This window comes from Paenibacillus sp. D51F (assembly GCF_053345695.1).
This window is the reverse complement of record NZ_JBKFAO010000003.1, coordinates 88,554-102,652: the sequence shown is the minus strand read 5'-3', so window position 1 is coordinate 102,652 and position 14,099 is coordinate 88,554. Positions and strand designations below refer to the sequence as shown.

Genomic DNA, 14,099 nt, shown 5'->3' with positions numbered 1-14,099 from the left:
ATCAGCCGCAGGCGGCGTCACGGCCCGGTTCTAATGTCTAGCTGCTTAACACGCGCTTGCCGAACAGGAACCGCCCTTTCCAGTATTCGTTGAAGTCGCTCACAACGACGCCCGGATCCCCGTATGTTTGAACGATCTTGTCATTGCCTGCATAGATGCCGACATGCCCGACCACCTTGTTGCTGTCGTAGCGACCCGGCGTATAAAAGAACATCAAGTCGCCGGGCTGAAGCTCGGACTCGCTGACGGTCCGCCCCACTTGGGATTGTTCCCGCGATGTGCGGGGCAGCTTGACGCCGAACTTGTCATAGACGTATTGGGTAAAGGAAGAGCAGTCGAACTTCTTCGTAGAAGCATAGCTGCCCGCGCCAAAATCATACGGAGTACCGAGAAAACGCTTGGCCAGCTGCAGCAGCTCCTGCGCGCTTCCCGTGGAAAACGGCTGCATCGTGCCGCCGCTGCGCAGGCCGGTCGGATCCGTCATCTGCATCGTGATGCCTCTTTGAGTATTGGCTTGCGGAGAATCGCGAAGCGGCGAGACGGTCAGTTCTCTCGTCTTGGCGTTCCAGCGGACCGGCGTCTCGAGCAGCGTTGTCAGCGAATCCGATGAAATGCAGGGCTGGCCGCCGATGGAACGCGGGGCATCCGGCAAATCGACCGTCCGGCTGCCGGATACTGCGTTGACGTCGCCCATCCGAATCTTGTAGGCCGCGTCCGTATCTCCGATCGCATAACCGTCGCGCATGGAATGCACCTTCATATTGACTGCGCGTGCGGCATGCTCCAGCGGAATCCATACCTTGCCGTCCGCTTCCGTCATCGGAACTTGATAGGCGCTTTGCTTTCCGACCTTGATCGTACCGGCGCCCATCTTCTGCTGCATATTCTGCATGCGCATGTTCAAATCGTTGTAAGGCCTCTCTCCAGCCGTGCCGCAGCCTCCTGCCAAGCTGGCCGCCGCAGCCAGCACGAAGGCCGGCTTCAAGCTTTTTCGCAGCCATTTTCTTTGTGCCATTATGTCCACTCCCTATGCTCTGGAATGCAGCCGCAGCTCTGACCGCCGATGCAGCCGCAGCTCTGATCGCCGATCCGGTCGCAACGCTGCAGCTCCGATCTGTTCTTAGAGTGGATTCGGAAGTTGGAATTATACGCGGAGGGATGGAATTTTTATGAAATAGAGGTATACTAAAATAGATTTTTAAAACATAGTTTCATTAATTGAAACTAAAATTCTCTAATCAAGCTGGAACCCCGCTTTCTCATTCATTTCAATTCGCACCATTCACGTGTTAAGGAGGCCAACCTTTCATGGGGTACTCATTTCACGGCATTGATCATGTGCAGCTGGCCGCTCCAGCCGGCAGAGAAGCCGAAGCACGCGCCTTTTTCGGGGATGTGCTGGGCTGGCCCGAGCTGCCCAAGCCCGCTGCCCTGCAGAGCCGAGGCGGCGTCTGGTTCCAATGCGGAGCGCATCAGGTCCATATCGGCGTGCAAAAGGATTTCGTTCCTGCCGCGAAAGCCCATCCCGCCTTCGGCGTGAACGGGCTGGATGCCTTGCGGCTTCGGTTGGTGGCAAGCGGAATCGCCGTCCAAGAGGACGAGACGCGTGCCGAAGAAGGAATCGGACGCTTTTATTGCAGTGATCCCTTCGGCAATAGGCTGGAGTTCATGGAAAGGCTCTGATCACCTTCGCCATCTCCCGGCTGGAGTTCATGGAAAGGCTCTGATCACCTTCGCCATCTCCCGGCTGGAGTTCATGCCAAGGCTCTGATCGCTTTGGCCATCTCCCGAGGACGGCTCGTGCTTCAAGCTGGAAGGAACGGAGCAAGATTCGGGCTTGCTTGATATATTAGGAGCCTGGAAACCGTCCTATCTACTAAGAACTTCATTTAGGATCGAGGTGAAAGGCTCCTGGGACTGCTGCTTCTCCTTTGTGTTATGGGAACGGCATCATGCACCGTCGCCGCGGCCAAGCTGCTCGGAAACATTCCTAGAATCCCCAAAGCGGCTTCGATCGCCTTAACCATCGTGCTGTCAGGCTTCTTCGTCTGCAGCTGGCTGGCCAACTTCCTCCGCTCGTTTACGCCCATGCCTTAAAGCGGCCGCAATCCGCCATTCTCAAGCGAGGACGGACCTTTTGCCTGTCCGTCTTCCAATCACATCCAGCCCGCGACAATGAAAAAGCCGCCTCCCCCATCCTTGATGGAGAAGGCGGCTTGCTTCGCTTTCGAAGCCTACGAAGTCGGAAGATCCGATATGCCTGTATTGGCTTTGACCAGCACCTCGTCGTACTTGGCTGCATTCGTTTTGGACGAGAGGAACGTTCCGAGGAACGCGCCGATGAAGCCGAGCGGAATGGAGATGATGCCCGGGTTCGTCAGGTCGATGAGCGGCGTGCCGACGAGAATGGCTTTGCCTGCGACAGGGTTCCAGACATTCGGACTGATCATGACCAGGAACAAGGCCGAGATGAGGCCGGTCAGCATGCCTGTGATGGCGCCGGACGTATTGAATCTCTTCCAGAATACCGTGAACAGGATGACGGGAAGATTCGCGCTTGCCGCGACGGCGAAGGCCAGCGAGACGAGGAAGGCGACATTCAGCTTCTGGGCAAAAAGAGCCAGGATGATGGAGATGACGGCGACGCCGACGGAGGCAAGCTTCGCCATGCGCACCTGATCCTTTTCCTTGGCCTGCCCTTTGCGCAGGATATGGTTGTAGAAGTCATGGGAGAAGGCCGATGCGGCCGACAGGACCAGTCCAGCCACAACCGCTAGAATAGTGGCGAAGGCGACAGCGGAAATGAAGGCGAACAGGAACTCTCCTCCAAGCGCCTTGGCCAGCAGCGGCGCGGCCATGTTGCCGGCGGCGTTGGCCTTCACGATGGTCTCCTCGCCGACGAAGGCGGCGGCGCCGAAGCCGAGGAACAGCGTCATGATGTAGAAGATGCCGATGATCCACGTCGCCGTCACGACGGACTTGCGCGCGGTCGGGGCGTCCTTGACCGTGAAGAAGCGGATCAGGATATGCGGCAGGCCGGCTGTGCCGAGCACGAGCGCCAGGTTGAGCGAGATCGTGTCGAGGCCGTTCTTGAATTTGTTGCCGGGATTCAGGAACGCTTCCTTCAGGCCCGTAGCGCTCTTCATCTCCGTGAACATATGGCCGATGTTGAAGTCGAATTTGGCGAATACGATCAGGGAGATGATCAGCGTTCCTGCCATGAGCAGAACGCATTTGATGATCTGCACCCAGCTCGTGGCGGTCATGCCGCCGAAGACGACGTATACCGTCATCAGCACGCCGACGATCAGGACCGAGGTGGTGTAATCCAGGCTCGGAATCAGCAGGGCGATCAGGCCGCCTGCGCCTACGAGCTGGGCGATCATGTAGAAGATCGAGATGACGATGGAGTTCAGCGCCGCCACGCCGCGGATCTGCGGCTGATTGAAGCGCGCGGCGATCATGTCGGCCATCGTATAGCGGCCCAGGTTGCGCAAAGGCTCCGCGACGAGATAGAGCACGACCAGATAGGCGACAAGGAAGCCGATGCTGTAGAAGAAGCCGTCGAAGCCGAACAGCGCGATCATGCCGGCGATGCCGAGGAAGGAAGCGGCCGACATGTAGTCGCCGGCGATGGCCAGTCCGTTCTGCCAGCCGGTCAAGCCGCCGCCGGCGGTGTAGAATTCGCTCGCGGTCTTGGATTTTTTGGATGCGTAATAAGTGATGACCAGGGTGCCGAGCACAATGAGCAGGAACAGCAGAAACGCCGTGTTCATGAAGTTTTCCGCCCTTTCTCATGGGCTTGGCCGCTGCGCGCGACCTCGGCCTTGATGCCTTCGACCATCTCGTCGAACTTGGCCGCCTTGCGGCTGTAGACGGTGCATAGCGTCCAGGTCATGATGAACTGCGCCGTGCCGAGCAGCCATGCCCAGGAGACCGGTCCGAGCGCGGGCTCGTTGAGCACCTTGGAGTAGGAGGTCAGGATGGGCAGGGTAAAGTAGAAAGCGAGGAAAAAGAGGGTCATCGGGAGCAGGAATTGCTTTTTCTTCCGCAACAAGGCACGAAACGAATCCGAACGGGCTACGTCGCTGTAGGTCAGCGGAGCTTTGGCCACTTGGCATCCTCCTCTAATGAAAACGCTTTATTTCTACTATACACGCCAAGTCTCCGCCTCCGGAACGTTTGCGTCGCGAAATGTTGATTCCGCTTCCTGAATGGAGGAAATGCGGTTGCGAACGGTCGGATGCCGCAGTCAGCGATGGGCAGCCGCATTCCCGCTCGGGCAGCCTGGACCGACGAACCTTCATTAAATCGAACAAAAAGCTCTGCTTCCGATGTGGAAGCAGAGCACAGGCCTTGCTGGAATGGAAGTCCCCCTTCCCGTCATCGCCCGGCCCGTTCCAGGCCGAATGCTCAGACGCGCTCATCCGCCTTCCTCCAGCAGCCGCAGCATTTCCTTGGCGGCGGAACGGGACACCGGGATGCGGATTTCCTCCGCATGCTTGAGCACCGCGTTGTAGGCTCCGTTGAACCAAGGCTGGATTTCCCGAATGTAATCCAGGTTGACGAGGTAGCTCCGGTGCGGCCGAAAATAACCCGCGCCGAGGCGCTCCTCCAGCTCCTGCAGCGTCTGGCGCGCCGTATATTCGTTTCCGTCGGCCATCCGGATCCGGGTCAGCTTCTCTTCCTTGACGGCGAACAGCAGGGAGCGGCCGTCGAGCACGACCATCTTCCCCCCATCCTCGATCAGCAGACGGATCCGCCGCGCTGAAGCAGGACCAGCGGAAACCGGAAGCGGCAGAGACGTTGCTGCAGACGGTGTCCCGGCAGCATTTCCTGCCCCTGCCTGCCCAGTCACCGCTCCGGCGGGACCGGAGGCCGGGCCTGTTCCGCCATGCCTGACGTCCGCTCCCGCCGCAGGAAAAGCGGCAGCAGCCGCGGCCAGCTTGCTTCCCGCTTCCGCAGCGGGAACGGCTGCATGTCCCGCTTCCGCTAAGGATGCGCCGCCCTCTCCCCCTCCCGCCGGCTGCTCGAGCATGCCCTTCTGCTTGCGCTCGCGCAGCCGCCGCAGCGCCTGCCGAAGCCTCTCCTCATCGTAGGGCTTCAACAAATAATCCACCGCCTCGACTCCGAACGCATCGACCGCATAGTGGTCGTATGCTGTCGTGAAGACGAAAAGCGGCGGATTGCCCGCCTCCATCAGGGCGCGAGCCGCCTGCAGGCCGGTCATTTCCGGCATCTCCACATCGAGGAAGACGGCATCCGGCCGCCGGGCAAGGACGGCCTCCATCGCTTCCTTGCCGCTGCAGGCCGGCTCCAGCAGCTCCAGATCAGGCTCCTTGGACAGCATATAGACAAGCTCCTCGCGGGCCAGCCTCTCATCCTCGGCGATCAGCACGGTCAGCTTCATCCGATTCTCCTCTCCAGCGGCAAGCGGAAGGCCACCCGGCATCCGCCCGCAGGCAAATTCTCATAGACAAGGGCGGATTCGGCTCCGAAAAGCCGGATCAGCCTCTGATTCACGTTGTAGACGCCGAGGCCGTTGCCCCTCGGATCGGCGGTCTGCAAAGGGGCCGCGCCGAGCTTGGACAGCGCCGTCCCGTCGATGCCGCTGCCGTTGTCCTCCACGGCAATGGACAGGCAGCCCGGCTCCCGCCGAAGCGTCACCTTGACGATTCCGCCGCTTCTGACGCTGCGCAAGCCGTGCTGGATGCTGTTCTCCACGAGCGGCTGCAGCGTCGAAGGCGGAATCTGGATTCCGGCCTCATCCGGGCAGGCGTCGCATTCCAGCCTCATCTGGTCCCCGAATCGAACCCGCAATATATTGAGGTAGATTCCAAGCTGCTCAAGCTCCTGCTCCAGCGGAATCAGCGGCGATTGTGCCGTCCGCAGGCTCGCTCTCATGAATTGGGCCAGCTGGTAGGTGAGCCCCTTGGCCGCTTCCGGCTGCGTGCGGATGAGCGTGACGATCGAATTCAGCGTGTTGAAGAGGAAATGGGGATGGATCTGCGCCTGCAGAGCACGCAGCTCCGCTTCCTTCGTCAGCACCTCCAGCTCTGCCGCCCGCGCCAGCGTCAGCTGGCTTGAGATCAGCCGGCTGAGTCCCGCGGCGAACTCCTCCTCCACCCTGCGGATGAGACGGCGGTTGCGGTAATACAGCTGCAGCATGCCGACCGTCCGCCCCGACTGCTGATAAGGGATCAGGATGACGGCGCCAGGCTCGCGGGCGGCGCGAAGCTTCAATCCGTCCTTGCGGCGGGAGCCCGGAACGACCGCTCTCCCGCGCTTCGATGCCATCGCCTGCAAGGTGGATTCGTCCTCCTCCCGGCGCAGCTCGGCGACGACCGTGCCGCCTGTGCGGATGGCCTGCACGCATAACGGCGAGCCGGTCGGATTCAGCGGTTCGAACCTGCGGGAGCCGGACCCGGTATAAGCAAGAATCGAAGCCGTATCCGCCACGGCGACGGCATCGGCCGGCAGCGCCAGCGCAAGCACGCGGGCAGCGGCAGACGCCCTCTCCACCGTGAGCTCCTGCTCCAGATGAGGCAGCACCGTTCCCGCCACGGCGAGCGCGCGCTGCGTCTCCAGCGCGCCTGACCGCTCCTGCTCCTTCAGCGCGACTTGGATCATCGCGACGAAGAGGGCAATGCCAAGGCTGCTGGACAGCACCATCGGCATGCCGATGCTGTTGACGAGAGCGATCGCCTCGGGCGAGGAGGTCGTATAGATGAGGATGACGCCCATCTGCAGGATGGGTGCGAATACGCCGATGAAAAAGGCTTTTATCGGAGCGATGATCCTCTCTTCGTAGAAGAAACGGGCAACAAGCCCCGCCAGCAGGCCGATCAGCGGCGTGGAGACCAGGTAGGCGCCGCCGGCCAGCCCTCCGAGCGCCGCAGCATGCAGCCCGGCGATCAGCCCCGCTCCGGCGCCGACGTATGCGCCGCCGAGCAGGCCGGCCAGCACGACGCCGATCAGAGCCGAGTGGGCCAGCAACTGGCCGGGCTCAAGCCGGCTGATCCAGAAGGCGGCCTGCATGCCATCGGTTCCGGCGACAACGCCGGAGTACGTGCCGGCAATGCCGATAAGTCCGAACATCAGCGTGAACAGCAGGCCTGTCCGGATCGTCACCGCGCGATCCAGCAGCATGCGGAAGAGCGGAAGCCGAGTCATGATGAACATCACAATCAGCAGCATGCCCATCCGCTCGATGAGCACCCGGGTATAGGGCTCCATGGCTCCACTCCTTCGCTCCGGCAAATTTGACAGCGCTATCAAAGCTAAAATTGGGAGTTGAGTCCATTTTATCCCGCCCCGCAATCATTTGCCTAGTTATTTTGTGCATGGAGGTTGACGAAGACAAGGAGTGGAATCCTATCTATAGCAATCCGTGAGAAACCGGAACGAAGCCGTTCAGGTACACTGTATTCATGAGCAAAATATCCAGTACGAGAGAGGATGAGCGGAATGGCCAAGCTGTACCCTTACCTGCATTCGGAAGACGCAAGAGCGCAGGCGGAATTCTATACGGAGGCTCTTGGAGGCGAAATCCTGTCCGTCATGACTTACGGCGAAATGCCGGGCGCAAAGGACGACGACAGCCTCAAGGACAAGGTTCTCCATCTGGCGCTCGTCGCCGCAGGCGTGACGATCTTCATATCGGACTCGTTCCGTCCCGTCCATCCCGGCACCAATCTCAATCTGTCGCTTGAATTCGCTGACGAGGAAGAGGCGCGCGAAGCCTTCGCCAAGCTGGCGGAAGGCGGAACGATCGGCCATGCGCTGGAACCGGCATTCTGGGGAACGCTCTTCGGGCAGGTGACGGACAAATACGGCGTTCTCTGGATGATTACGACCGAAGCCCCTCCTGCGGGCTGATTCATACGGAGCTTATCCAAAAAAGCCCGGGATTCCCGGGCTTTTTCCGCTTGAATCGGCCTTTTGATTCTCTGAATCGCTTGCGCGGCTGCCTATGATGCTGGCAAGTCAGCTTTCCTGCCCGCCGCCCGGCATGCCCCGCTTCATGCTTCCGGCCAGCTCCGCCCGCACCCGCTTGGGGAACTTGGCCACTACGAGCTGATAGCTCTCCTGGAGCATCTGCCGGACGATATCGCCGGGAACTTGTCCATTCAGCACGACCGTGTTCCAGTGCCGCTTGTTCATATGGTATCCCGGAAGAACCGAATCCGGGTAGCTCTCCCGCTGCAGCCAGGCTTCGTCCGGATCGGCCTTCAGGTTCACGCTCTCCCATTCGGCATGCCGTCCGAAGAGGGCGAACATCTTGTCCTTCACGTACAGCACCTGCATATCAGGGTCGAAAGGGGTTTTCACGCTGGTTCCCGGGTAGCCGAGGCCAAGCTTGATCAGCTTTTCATGGTTCACTGCGCGTTCCTCTCCTGTCCGGTCGTTCTCGCGTTCATTTGTTCATACAGATCGCCCTCGCCGCGGCTGAGCAAGTCTCCCACCGGGTTGACTTCCACTTCGGATCACCCCTTCCTAACCTGGCCTCCTCGCCGGCAGCTCTCGAGCCGGAGCCGTTGGCTGCCATTTGCTTCATTATAGCGCAGCCATGCTCCGCTCCAATAGCCGCCGGATTTCCCCGAACTGCATGCGGCGTGACATGCCCGCCTGCTGCCGCTGAGCACCGGAATCCCCGGAGTCCCCTTGGCGGAAGCATTGTCCACGGATAGTCTCGGGTAGCCTCGAAACAAAAAAAGATCCCCGAAGGGATCTGGAGAAATCCTAGTGCATGGAAACCGGCTGAAGCGGCAATCGTCACCTGTTGACCTTTACGGTGATCGTCTCGCTGGAAGCGGCTCCCGCCGCGTTGACGAACTCCGCCCGGTATACATACGTGCCTTTGGCGCGTCCGGAAATGTCCGTGAAGGCGGACTGAGCCGCCGGCGTCGCCGCTTTCAGCGCCTGGGTGTCGATCAGCGTGCCGTTCTCATACAGGCGGTACTCGGCTGCGTTCGTTCCCCACCACATATTGGCGGTCACGCGGTAGGCTCCGTCGCCGTCCCAATTGTCATGGGAAAGCACCGGCTTGCCGGGATTCGCGTCGGTCACCTGGACGGTCAGCGGAGCGCTGCGCGCCGTTCCCTTGGCATTGATCAGCTCGGCAGTGTACACATACGTGCCGTTGGTTTTTCCCGAGATCTCCGCCGCGGACGATTGGGCGGAAGGCGTTGCATCGGTCAGCACGACGGTACGGATCAGCTTGCCGTTTTCGTACAGCTTGTAGATGCTGCCGTTGTTGCCCCACCACATGTTCATCGTGACCTTGTAGCTGCCGTCGCGCAAGCCGTTGACATGCCCGTTGTTGTCGCTGAGCACCGGAGTTCCCGGAGCCCCCTTGGCGGAAGCTGCGCCCTCGGTCACGTTGAAGGCGGTCGTCTGCTCGGCCGTATTGCCGGCGGCGTCCGTCACGATATAACGTACGGAATGCGCGCCGAGGCCCAGATCGGCAGCGAGCAGCTGCGTTCCGCTGGCCAGCGCTTGTCCGTCCAGCAGCAGCTCGGAGGAGACGATGCCGGAGAGGGCATCCGATGCCTGCAGCTCGAACTTCAGCGTATCCGTGAAGGCCGCATCGGCGACAGGACCTCCAGATTGCGTAAGAACGGCGTCCGGAACGGTCTTGTCGATGCGGACCGTCAGCTCCCGGGCCGATTCCCTGTTGCCGGCGGCGTCGATGGAATAATAACGCAGTGTAATCGTGCCTTCGCTCGAAAGCAGGACAGGAGCTCCATAGGCGGTCTCGCCGCCTCCATTGAGGCTGTAGAACGTCTTCAGGCTTCCGGCACGGTCATCCGCCGCTTCGAGAACGACCGTCACGTCTCCCTGATGCCAGCCTGCGGCATTCGGCTTGCCGGACAGCGAAGCGGTCGTCGCCGGCGCGGCCGTATCGGCCGGCAGGGCGATATCCTGAGCTCCGCGCAGCTTCAGCTGGTAGGTGCCCTTGAACACGGAGGAGATGCCTTGCAACTGAACCCGGTCGCCGTCATGATACGGGAAGCTGTCCTGGCTGAGGCCGGTCCGGACGTCGGCGCGCACGCGTACGTAAGCCCCGTCCTTCACGGCATCGAATTCAAACGAGCCCGTAGGTGCGGCGGCAGCCAGATTGGCGATCGTCGCTTCGCCGATAGAGATCAGCGTTCCCTGGTTGGCTGCCGTCACGGTGTCGGCCGAGGCAGCCGAAGGCAGCTCCTGCGTTCCTGTCTTTACGATGGATTCAGGGTTGGCCAGCTCCAGCTCGCTGTTGTAGACGGCCGTCTCGGCCGTCAGCTCCACGACGTCTCCGGCATGGAAGCCGGGCTCGCTCTGGAACACGTAGATGCCCGCCGTGCCATCCTGCAAATAGAAGGATTCGCCGCCGTAAATGCCCGGCTCGCTGACGATGACGCCTTGAACGGAAACGACACTGCCGGATGGCAGCGTCCTTGCGTCCGACAGCGTTATTTTAGCCGGCTTGGGAGTCGGCGTTGCGGTCGGGGTTGGCGTCTTGGTCGGAGCCGGGGTCGCTGTCGGCGCCGGAGTCGCTGTCGGCGCCGGAGTCGGCGTCGGCAGCGGCTCGGGCTGGACATTCCCGAGCGTGACCGCGACGGTCTTGAGATTGGTGCTGTTCTGGCGCAAGCGCAGATTCGCCGCCCCTGTGGAGCCGGACTTGATGCGGACGCTGAGCACTTTGGTGGCGCTGCCCGCGCTGTCCGCAGTCAGGCTGAACGCGGAGCTGTACGCATACGCGCTCGGCCAGGTGCCGTCATCGTTCTGCACCTGGGCGATCTGCGTGCCGTTGGCCGTCAGATAGATGCCCAGCGAATAACCGCTGAGCGTGCTGCCCGGCGTCAGGCCGCTCGCATTCACGCGGATCTGGAATTCGCTGCCGTTGTTCGGCAGCGTCGCCTGCGAGACGAATTCGTAGCCGACCGTGCCGGGCGCCGGAGTAGGCGCAGGCGTCGCGCTCGGCGTCGGTGTCGGGGATACGGTCGACGTCGGCGTTGGCGTCGGGCTGCTCTTCACTCCGTAGGACCCGGCGCGGAACGTGCTGGAATCATACCATTTGTAGCCGGCGTTCGGAGCTGCCCACGGCTCGGCCTGCGGCTCCGTGGAGGTCGCCGGATTCTCAAAGGCGAGCAGCGGCGTCGGGTTGTCCAGCGTCAGGCCGGATACCTGAGACAAGCTCGTATAGCTTTCGGAAGCGGCAAGCCAGTTCACGAGGTTGACGAGCAGCTTGCCGTCATCCACTTCCTTGAAGCCGTCGTAGGTCGTTTTCTTCGCTCCCGTATCCTCTCTCACATATTTCGGCGTCGCGTCCTCGACCGGCGAGGAGTCGCCGATGAACGCGGCTTTTCCAGCGCCTTTTTTGGAGACGGCGACATAAGGGCCTTCTTCGATGCCTCCGCCGTTGTAGACGCCCTGGTCGACGGCGCTGCTCCATTTGGCGCTCGTTTTGGGCAGATAGACGATGCCTTTGGCTTTCGCCGGGTCGATGATCGCCAGCGTGGAGCCAGCATGCATCGCTACCGAGGACACTCCTTGGGTGATTCCGAATGCCTGGTCCGGCGCTACGATATTGTTCGCGTTGATGTCTCCGAGAGCGTTGTAGCGGAAGCGCACGCCGAAGTTGTCCGCCAGCCAGTCGGAGCTCTGCACGCCCTGCATCGCTGCGGATGCGGCTTCCTCGGCGCTCATTCCCTTCGCAGGGTTGTCCCACGCTCCGCGGCGGTAGCCGTTGAACGACTCGCTGCCGTCCCAGCGGTTCTTGTTGCGGTCGGCGTTGTAGTGGTCGCCGATGAAGAAGATGCTGCCGCCGTTCTGCACGTACTGGGCCATGGCCGACTGCTCGCTCGTTTTGAACGGAACGTTGGCCTCGGCGGTAACGAAGACATTATAAGGGCTTAAATCCGCCAGGGTGATCGGGGTGGACTTGCGGTGCTCCTGGACATCGAAGCCGGCTGTGGCGAGCGCGTTGCCGAAGTCCGAGAAGCCTCCGTCGATGACCCAGTCCGCCGCGCCGGCCGTCTGGGCATGCGAATTGTCGAACAGCACTTTCTTCCCTGCGTTGCCGTTGACGACCTTGGCCTTGATGAACGGCGCTGGATCGGCGGGCCCCTCGGCATGCGCCTGGCCTCCGCCCCAAGCGGTCAGCTGGGTCGGCGCCAGCACAGCGGCGGCAAGCGCCGCATGCAGCAATCTTTTCTTCCATACCGAATTCGTCCTCATCATGATCCCCTTTCCGGTTAAGCCGGAATATTCTGTTAATCTCCCGGCAGAAATAGAATATATCAGGAAGATGTTTTCGGATAGTCATTTGTCAGGTAAATTTTATTGTTACTTAGATAAATTTCTGTAAACATTTGAATAAGCATCGTTTAGCATGGCTCCTTTTCCACCTTTATTGCAGACAGCAAAAAAACCGCTCTCCCGAGCGGTTCAGCCATCCAGCGGAGATTATATGACGTGAAAATTAGACTCCGTGCAGAACAGCCAATCGTGCAAATCAAACCCAATCGTGCAGATCGACCGGCTCCCCTTGCCCCCGTTAGTCCGGAGCCACGACCTCGACCTTGATCCGGTCCGGGTCCTCGCAGAACAAGGCGTAATGCCCTTCTCCTCCGCCATAAGGATAGCGGTCTCCATAGAGCATGACCGTCCCCATGGCAGCCAGCTCTGCCGCAAGGCGGTCGACCTGTTCGCGGGAAGAGGCGTGGAAGGCCAAATGGTTCATTCCTACCTTCCGCCTGTGGTAGGCCCGGTCGCGGTGCTTCTCCTCCACCTGCACCAGAACGAGGTAGAACCTGTCTTTTTTCCAGCTTCGTCCCTGCTCCCAGCGCTGATGGGGCTCGTAGCCGAGCTCTCCCAGCAGCCAGCCCCAAAATCCGGCCGAAGCCTCCAGATCGGATACATACAATTCCAAATGGTGCAGCATGGTCTCGCCCAGCTTTCTAAAAGGATTGGATGCTCATCTCCGCTCATTCAACCGTCTCCCGTTTCAACAGCCGCGCAGCTGGACCCCACGGACCGCCGCATGCGGAAATCATAGCAATCCATGAGAAACAGCACTTAGGCAAAGAGGATATACTGGAGTCAAATCCAAGGATGAGGTGATCAATGATGTCTCTTACATCGAGCATGATCTTCGTCAATCTTCCCGTAAAAGACCTGGACAAGTCAATGGCATTCTTCCGTGAAGTCGGCTTCGGCTTCAACCTGGACATGACGAACAGCGACGCCGCCTGCATGATCGTAAGCGAGCAGATTTTCGTCATGCTGCTGACCGAGCCCTTCTTCGGCAAGTTCGTCAACAAAGAGATCGCGGATGCTTCCCGCACCGCAGAGGCGATCATCGCCATAACGGCGGACAGCCGGGACAAGGTGGACGAGATTTTCGAGACCGCTCTGAAAGCCGGCGCCAAAGCGACGGTCGATGCCTCCGATCTTGGCTTCATGTATACCCGTAGCTTCGAGGATGTCGACGGACATCTATGGGAAGTATTCCATATGGATATGGCCGCCATGGCTGAGCAGGGCCAGCAAGCCGAACCGACCGCCTAAGCGAAGCATGGACGGCTGCAGCGTCTTGGAATAACGCCATTCTGGATGAATCGCGATTCGGACCAAGGCGCAAGCTTCCTCTTATCCGCATAGAAAAAGACGGTCCGGGACTTTCTCTTTTCCCGGATCGTCTTTTCATCGTTTGAAAAAAGGTTATTGAATCGAACCCCGTTCCTCCAGGACCGGCCGGTAGGCTTCCAGAACCGTCTTCGCTTCCTCTTCCGCTCCGAGCTTCATCGATTCGTCCAGAGCGTGAGCCAGCTCCATCTGCAGCTTGGCCACCTTGGTGACCCTTTGCGCTTCCAGCAGCTCAAGCAGATCCGGCATGATAGCCTCCGCCGTCACCGGCTCCGGCTCCCTGCCCAGCCTCTTCAACCATAGGCTTCGGCCGTCGGTCATCAGAATGCTGTCGTCCAATAGTCTGTATTCACGCATCGCTGCTCGCCTCCTCTTTCTCCTTACCCATCCAACACCGGTTTGCAGCAAAGGTTCCTATATTTTTTCTATTTGTCCATTCTAAAGGCTGGATTTCCTCCTTCTCGTCT

12 protein-coding genes are annotated in these 14,099 nt (G+C 60.2%); 3 read left to right on the top strand and 9 right to left on the bottom strand.

The window, feature by feature from the left end:
• Positions 1-37 precede the first annotated feature (37 nt).
• Positions 38-1,015, bottom strand: a complete 978-nt coding sequence (locus tag ACLBWT_RS07110; RefSeq protein WP_447662343.1) for an NlpC/P60 family protein — start codon at positions 1,013-1,015, stop codon at positions 38-40.
• A 293-nt stretch (positions 1,016-1,308) separates the two neighbouring features.
• Here ACLBWT_RS07110 and ACLBWT_RS07105 point away from each other — a divergent pair, with 293 nt between their 5' ends.
• Complete coding sequence (locus ACLBWT_RS07105; RefSeq protein ID WP_447662342.1) at positions 1,309-1,683, top strand: VOC family protein; 375 nt, start codon at positions 1,309-1,311, stop codon at positions 1,681-1,683.
• Positions 1,684-2,234: 551 nt separating this feature from the next.
• Here ACLBWT_RS07105 and ACLBWT_RS07100 read toward each other — a convergent pair.
• From ACLBWT_RS07100 to ACLBWT_RS07085, 4 genes are all read right to left on the bottom strand, one after another.
• A complete protein-coding gene (locus ACLBWT_RS07100; protein WP_447662341.1) occupies positions 2,235-3,776 on the bottom strand; it encodes a solute symporter family protein in 1,542 nt (513 codons plus the stop codon).
• A complete protein-coding gene (locus ACLBWT_RS07095) occupies positions 3,773-4,114 on the bottom strand; it encodes a DUF485 domain-containing protein (protein ID WP_447662340.1) in 342 nt (113 codons plus the stop codon). Before ACLBWT_RS07095 ends, ACLBWT_RS07100 begins: the two co-directional genes overlap by 4 nt.
• A gap of 309 nt (positions 4,115-4,423) precedes the next feature.
• Positions 4,424-5,410 carry a LytR/AlgR family response regulator transcription factor gene (locus ACLBWT_RS07090; RefSeq protein ID WP_447662339.1) on the bottom strand — a complete coding sequence of 329 codons (987 nt, stop codon included), beginning with the start codon at positions 5,408-5,410 and terminating at the stop codon, positions 4,424-4,426.
• Positions 5,407-7,236 (bottom strand): LytS/YhcK type 5TM receptor domain-containing protein, encoded by a 1,830-nt coding sequence (locus ACLBWT_RS07085; protein WP_447662338.1) that lies wholly within the window; start codon positions 7,234-7,236, stop codon positions 5,407-5,409. The genes ACLBWT_RS07090 and ACLBWT_RS07085 overlap by 4 nt, the downstream gene beginning before the upstream one ends.
• 231 nt (positions 7,237-7,467) lie before the next feature.
• Between ACLBWT_RS07085 and ACLBWT_RS07080 the strand changes: the two genes are divergently transcribed.
• Positions 7,468-7,878 carry a VOC family protein gene (locus tag ACLBWT_RS07080; protein ID WP_447662337.1) on the top strand — a complete coding sequence of 137 codons (411 nt, stop codon included), beginning with the start codon at positions 7,468-7,470 and terminating at the stop codon, positions 7,876-7,878.
• 108 nt (positions 7,879-7,986) lie between these two features.
• On the opposite strand, the gene ACLBWT_RS07075 is transcribed toward ACLBWT_RS07080, so the two are convergent.
• The 3 genes from ACLBWT_RS07075 to ACLBWT_RS07065 all read right to left on the bottom strand — a co-directional run bounded on the left by ACLBWT_RS07075 (position 7,987) and on the right by ACLBWT_RS07065 (position 12,928).
• Positions 7,987-8,382: an MmcQ/YjbR family DNA-binding protein gene (locus tag ACLBWT_RS07075; RefSeq protein ID WP_447662336.1), complete on the bottom strand. Its 396-nt coding sequence runs from the start codon at positions 8,380-8,382 to the stop codon at positions 7,987-7,989.
• 393 nt (positions 8,383-8,775) lie between these two features.
• A complete protein-coding gene (locus ACLBWT_RS07070; RefSeq protein ID WP_447662335.1) occupies positions 8,776-12,225 on the bottom strand; it encodes an OmpL47-type beta-barrel domain-containing protein in 3,450 nt (1,149 codons plus the stop codon).
• Between the two features lie 316 nt (positions 12,226-12,541).
• Positions 12,542-12,928 (bottom strand): VOC family protein, encoded by a 387-nt coding sequence (locus ACLBWT_RS07065; RefSeq protein ID WP_447662334.1) that lies wholly within the window; start codon positions 12,926-12,928, stop codon positions 12,542-12,544.
• 185 nt (positions 12,929-13,113) lie between these two features.
• Between ACLBWT_RS07065 and ACLBWT_RS07060 the strand changes: the two genes are divergently transcribed.
• Entirely contained in the window at positions 13,114-13,554 is a 441-nt protein-coding gene (locus ACLBWT_RS07060) for a VOC family protein (protein WP_447662732.1), read from the top strand.
• Between the two features lie 153 nt (positions 13,555-13,707).
• On the opposite strand, the gene ACLBWT_RS07055 is transcribed toward ACLBWT_RS07060, so the two are convergent.
• Positions 13,708-13,989, bottom strand: a complete 282-nt coding sequence (locus ACLBWT_RS07055) for a hypothetical protein (RefSeq protein ID WP_447662333.1) — start codon at positions 13,987-13,989, stop codon at positions 13,708-13,710.
• Positions 13,990-14,099 lie beyond the last annotated feature (110 nt).

Bases quoted from the DNA above. Each gene is read 5' to 3' on its own strand.
- ACLBWT_RS07085 (WP_447662338.1), bottom strand. From the start codon at position 7,236: ATGGAGCCCTATACCCGGGTGCTCATCGAGCGGATGGGCATGCTGCTG.
- ACLBWT_RS07060 (WP_447662732.1), top strand. From the start codon at position 13,114: ATGTCTCTTACATCGAGCATGATCTTCGTCAATCTTCCCGTAAAAGAC.
- ACLBWT_RS07055 (WP_447662333.1), bottom strand. From the start codon at position 13,989: ATGCGTGAATACAGACTATTGGACGACAGCATTCTGATGACCGACGGC.
- ACLBWT_RS07100 (WP_447662341.1), bottom strand. From the start codon at position 3,776: ATGAACACGGCGTTTCTGCTGTTCCTGCTCATTGTGCTCGGCACCCTG.
- ACLBWT_RS07065 (WP_447662334.1), bottom strand. From the start codon at position 12,928: ATGCTGCACCATTTGGAATTGTATGTATCCGATCTGGAGGCTTCGGCC.
- ACLBWT_RS07105 (WP_447662342.1), top strand. From the start codon at position 1,309: ATGGGGTACTCATTTCACGGCATTGATCATGTGCAGCTGGCCGCTCCA.
- ACLBWT_RS07080 (WP_447662337.1), top strand. From the start codon at position 7,468: ATGGCCAAGCTGTACCCTTACCTGCATTCGGAAGACGCAAGAGCGCAG.
- ACLBWT_RS07090 (WP_447662339.1), bottom strand. From the start codon at position 5,410: ATGAAGCTGACCGTGCTGATCGCCGAGGATGAGAGGCTGGCCCGCGAG.
- ACLBWT_RS07070 (WP_447662335.1), bottom strand. From the start codon at position 12,225: ATGATGAGGACGAATTCGGTATGGAAGAAAAGATTGCTGCATGCGGCG.
- ACLBWT_RS07110 (WP_447662343.1), bottom strand. From the start codon at position 1,015: ATGGCACAAAGAAAATGGCTGCGAAAAAGCTTGAAGCCGGCCTTCGTG.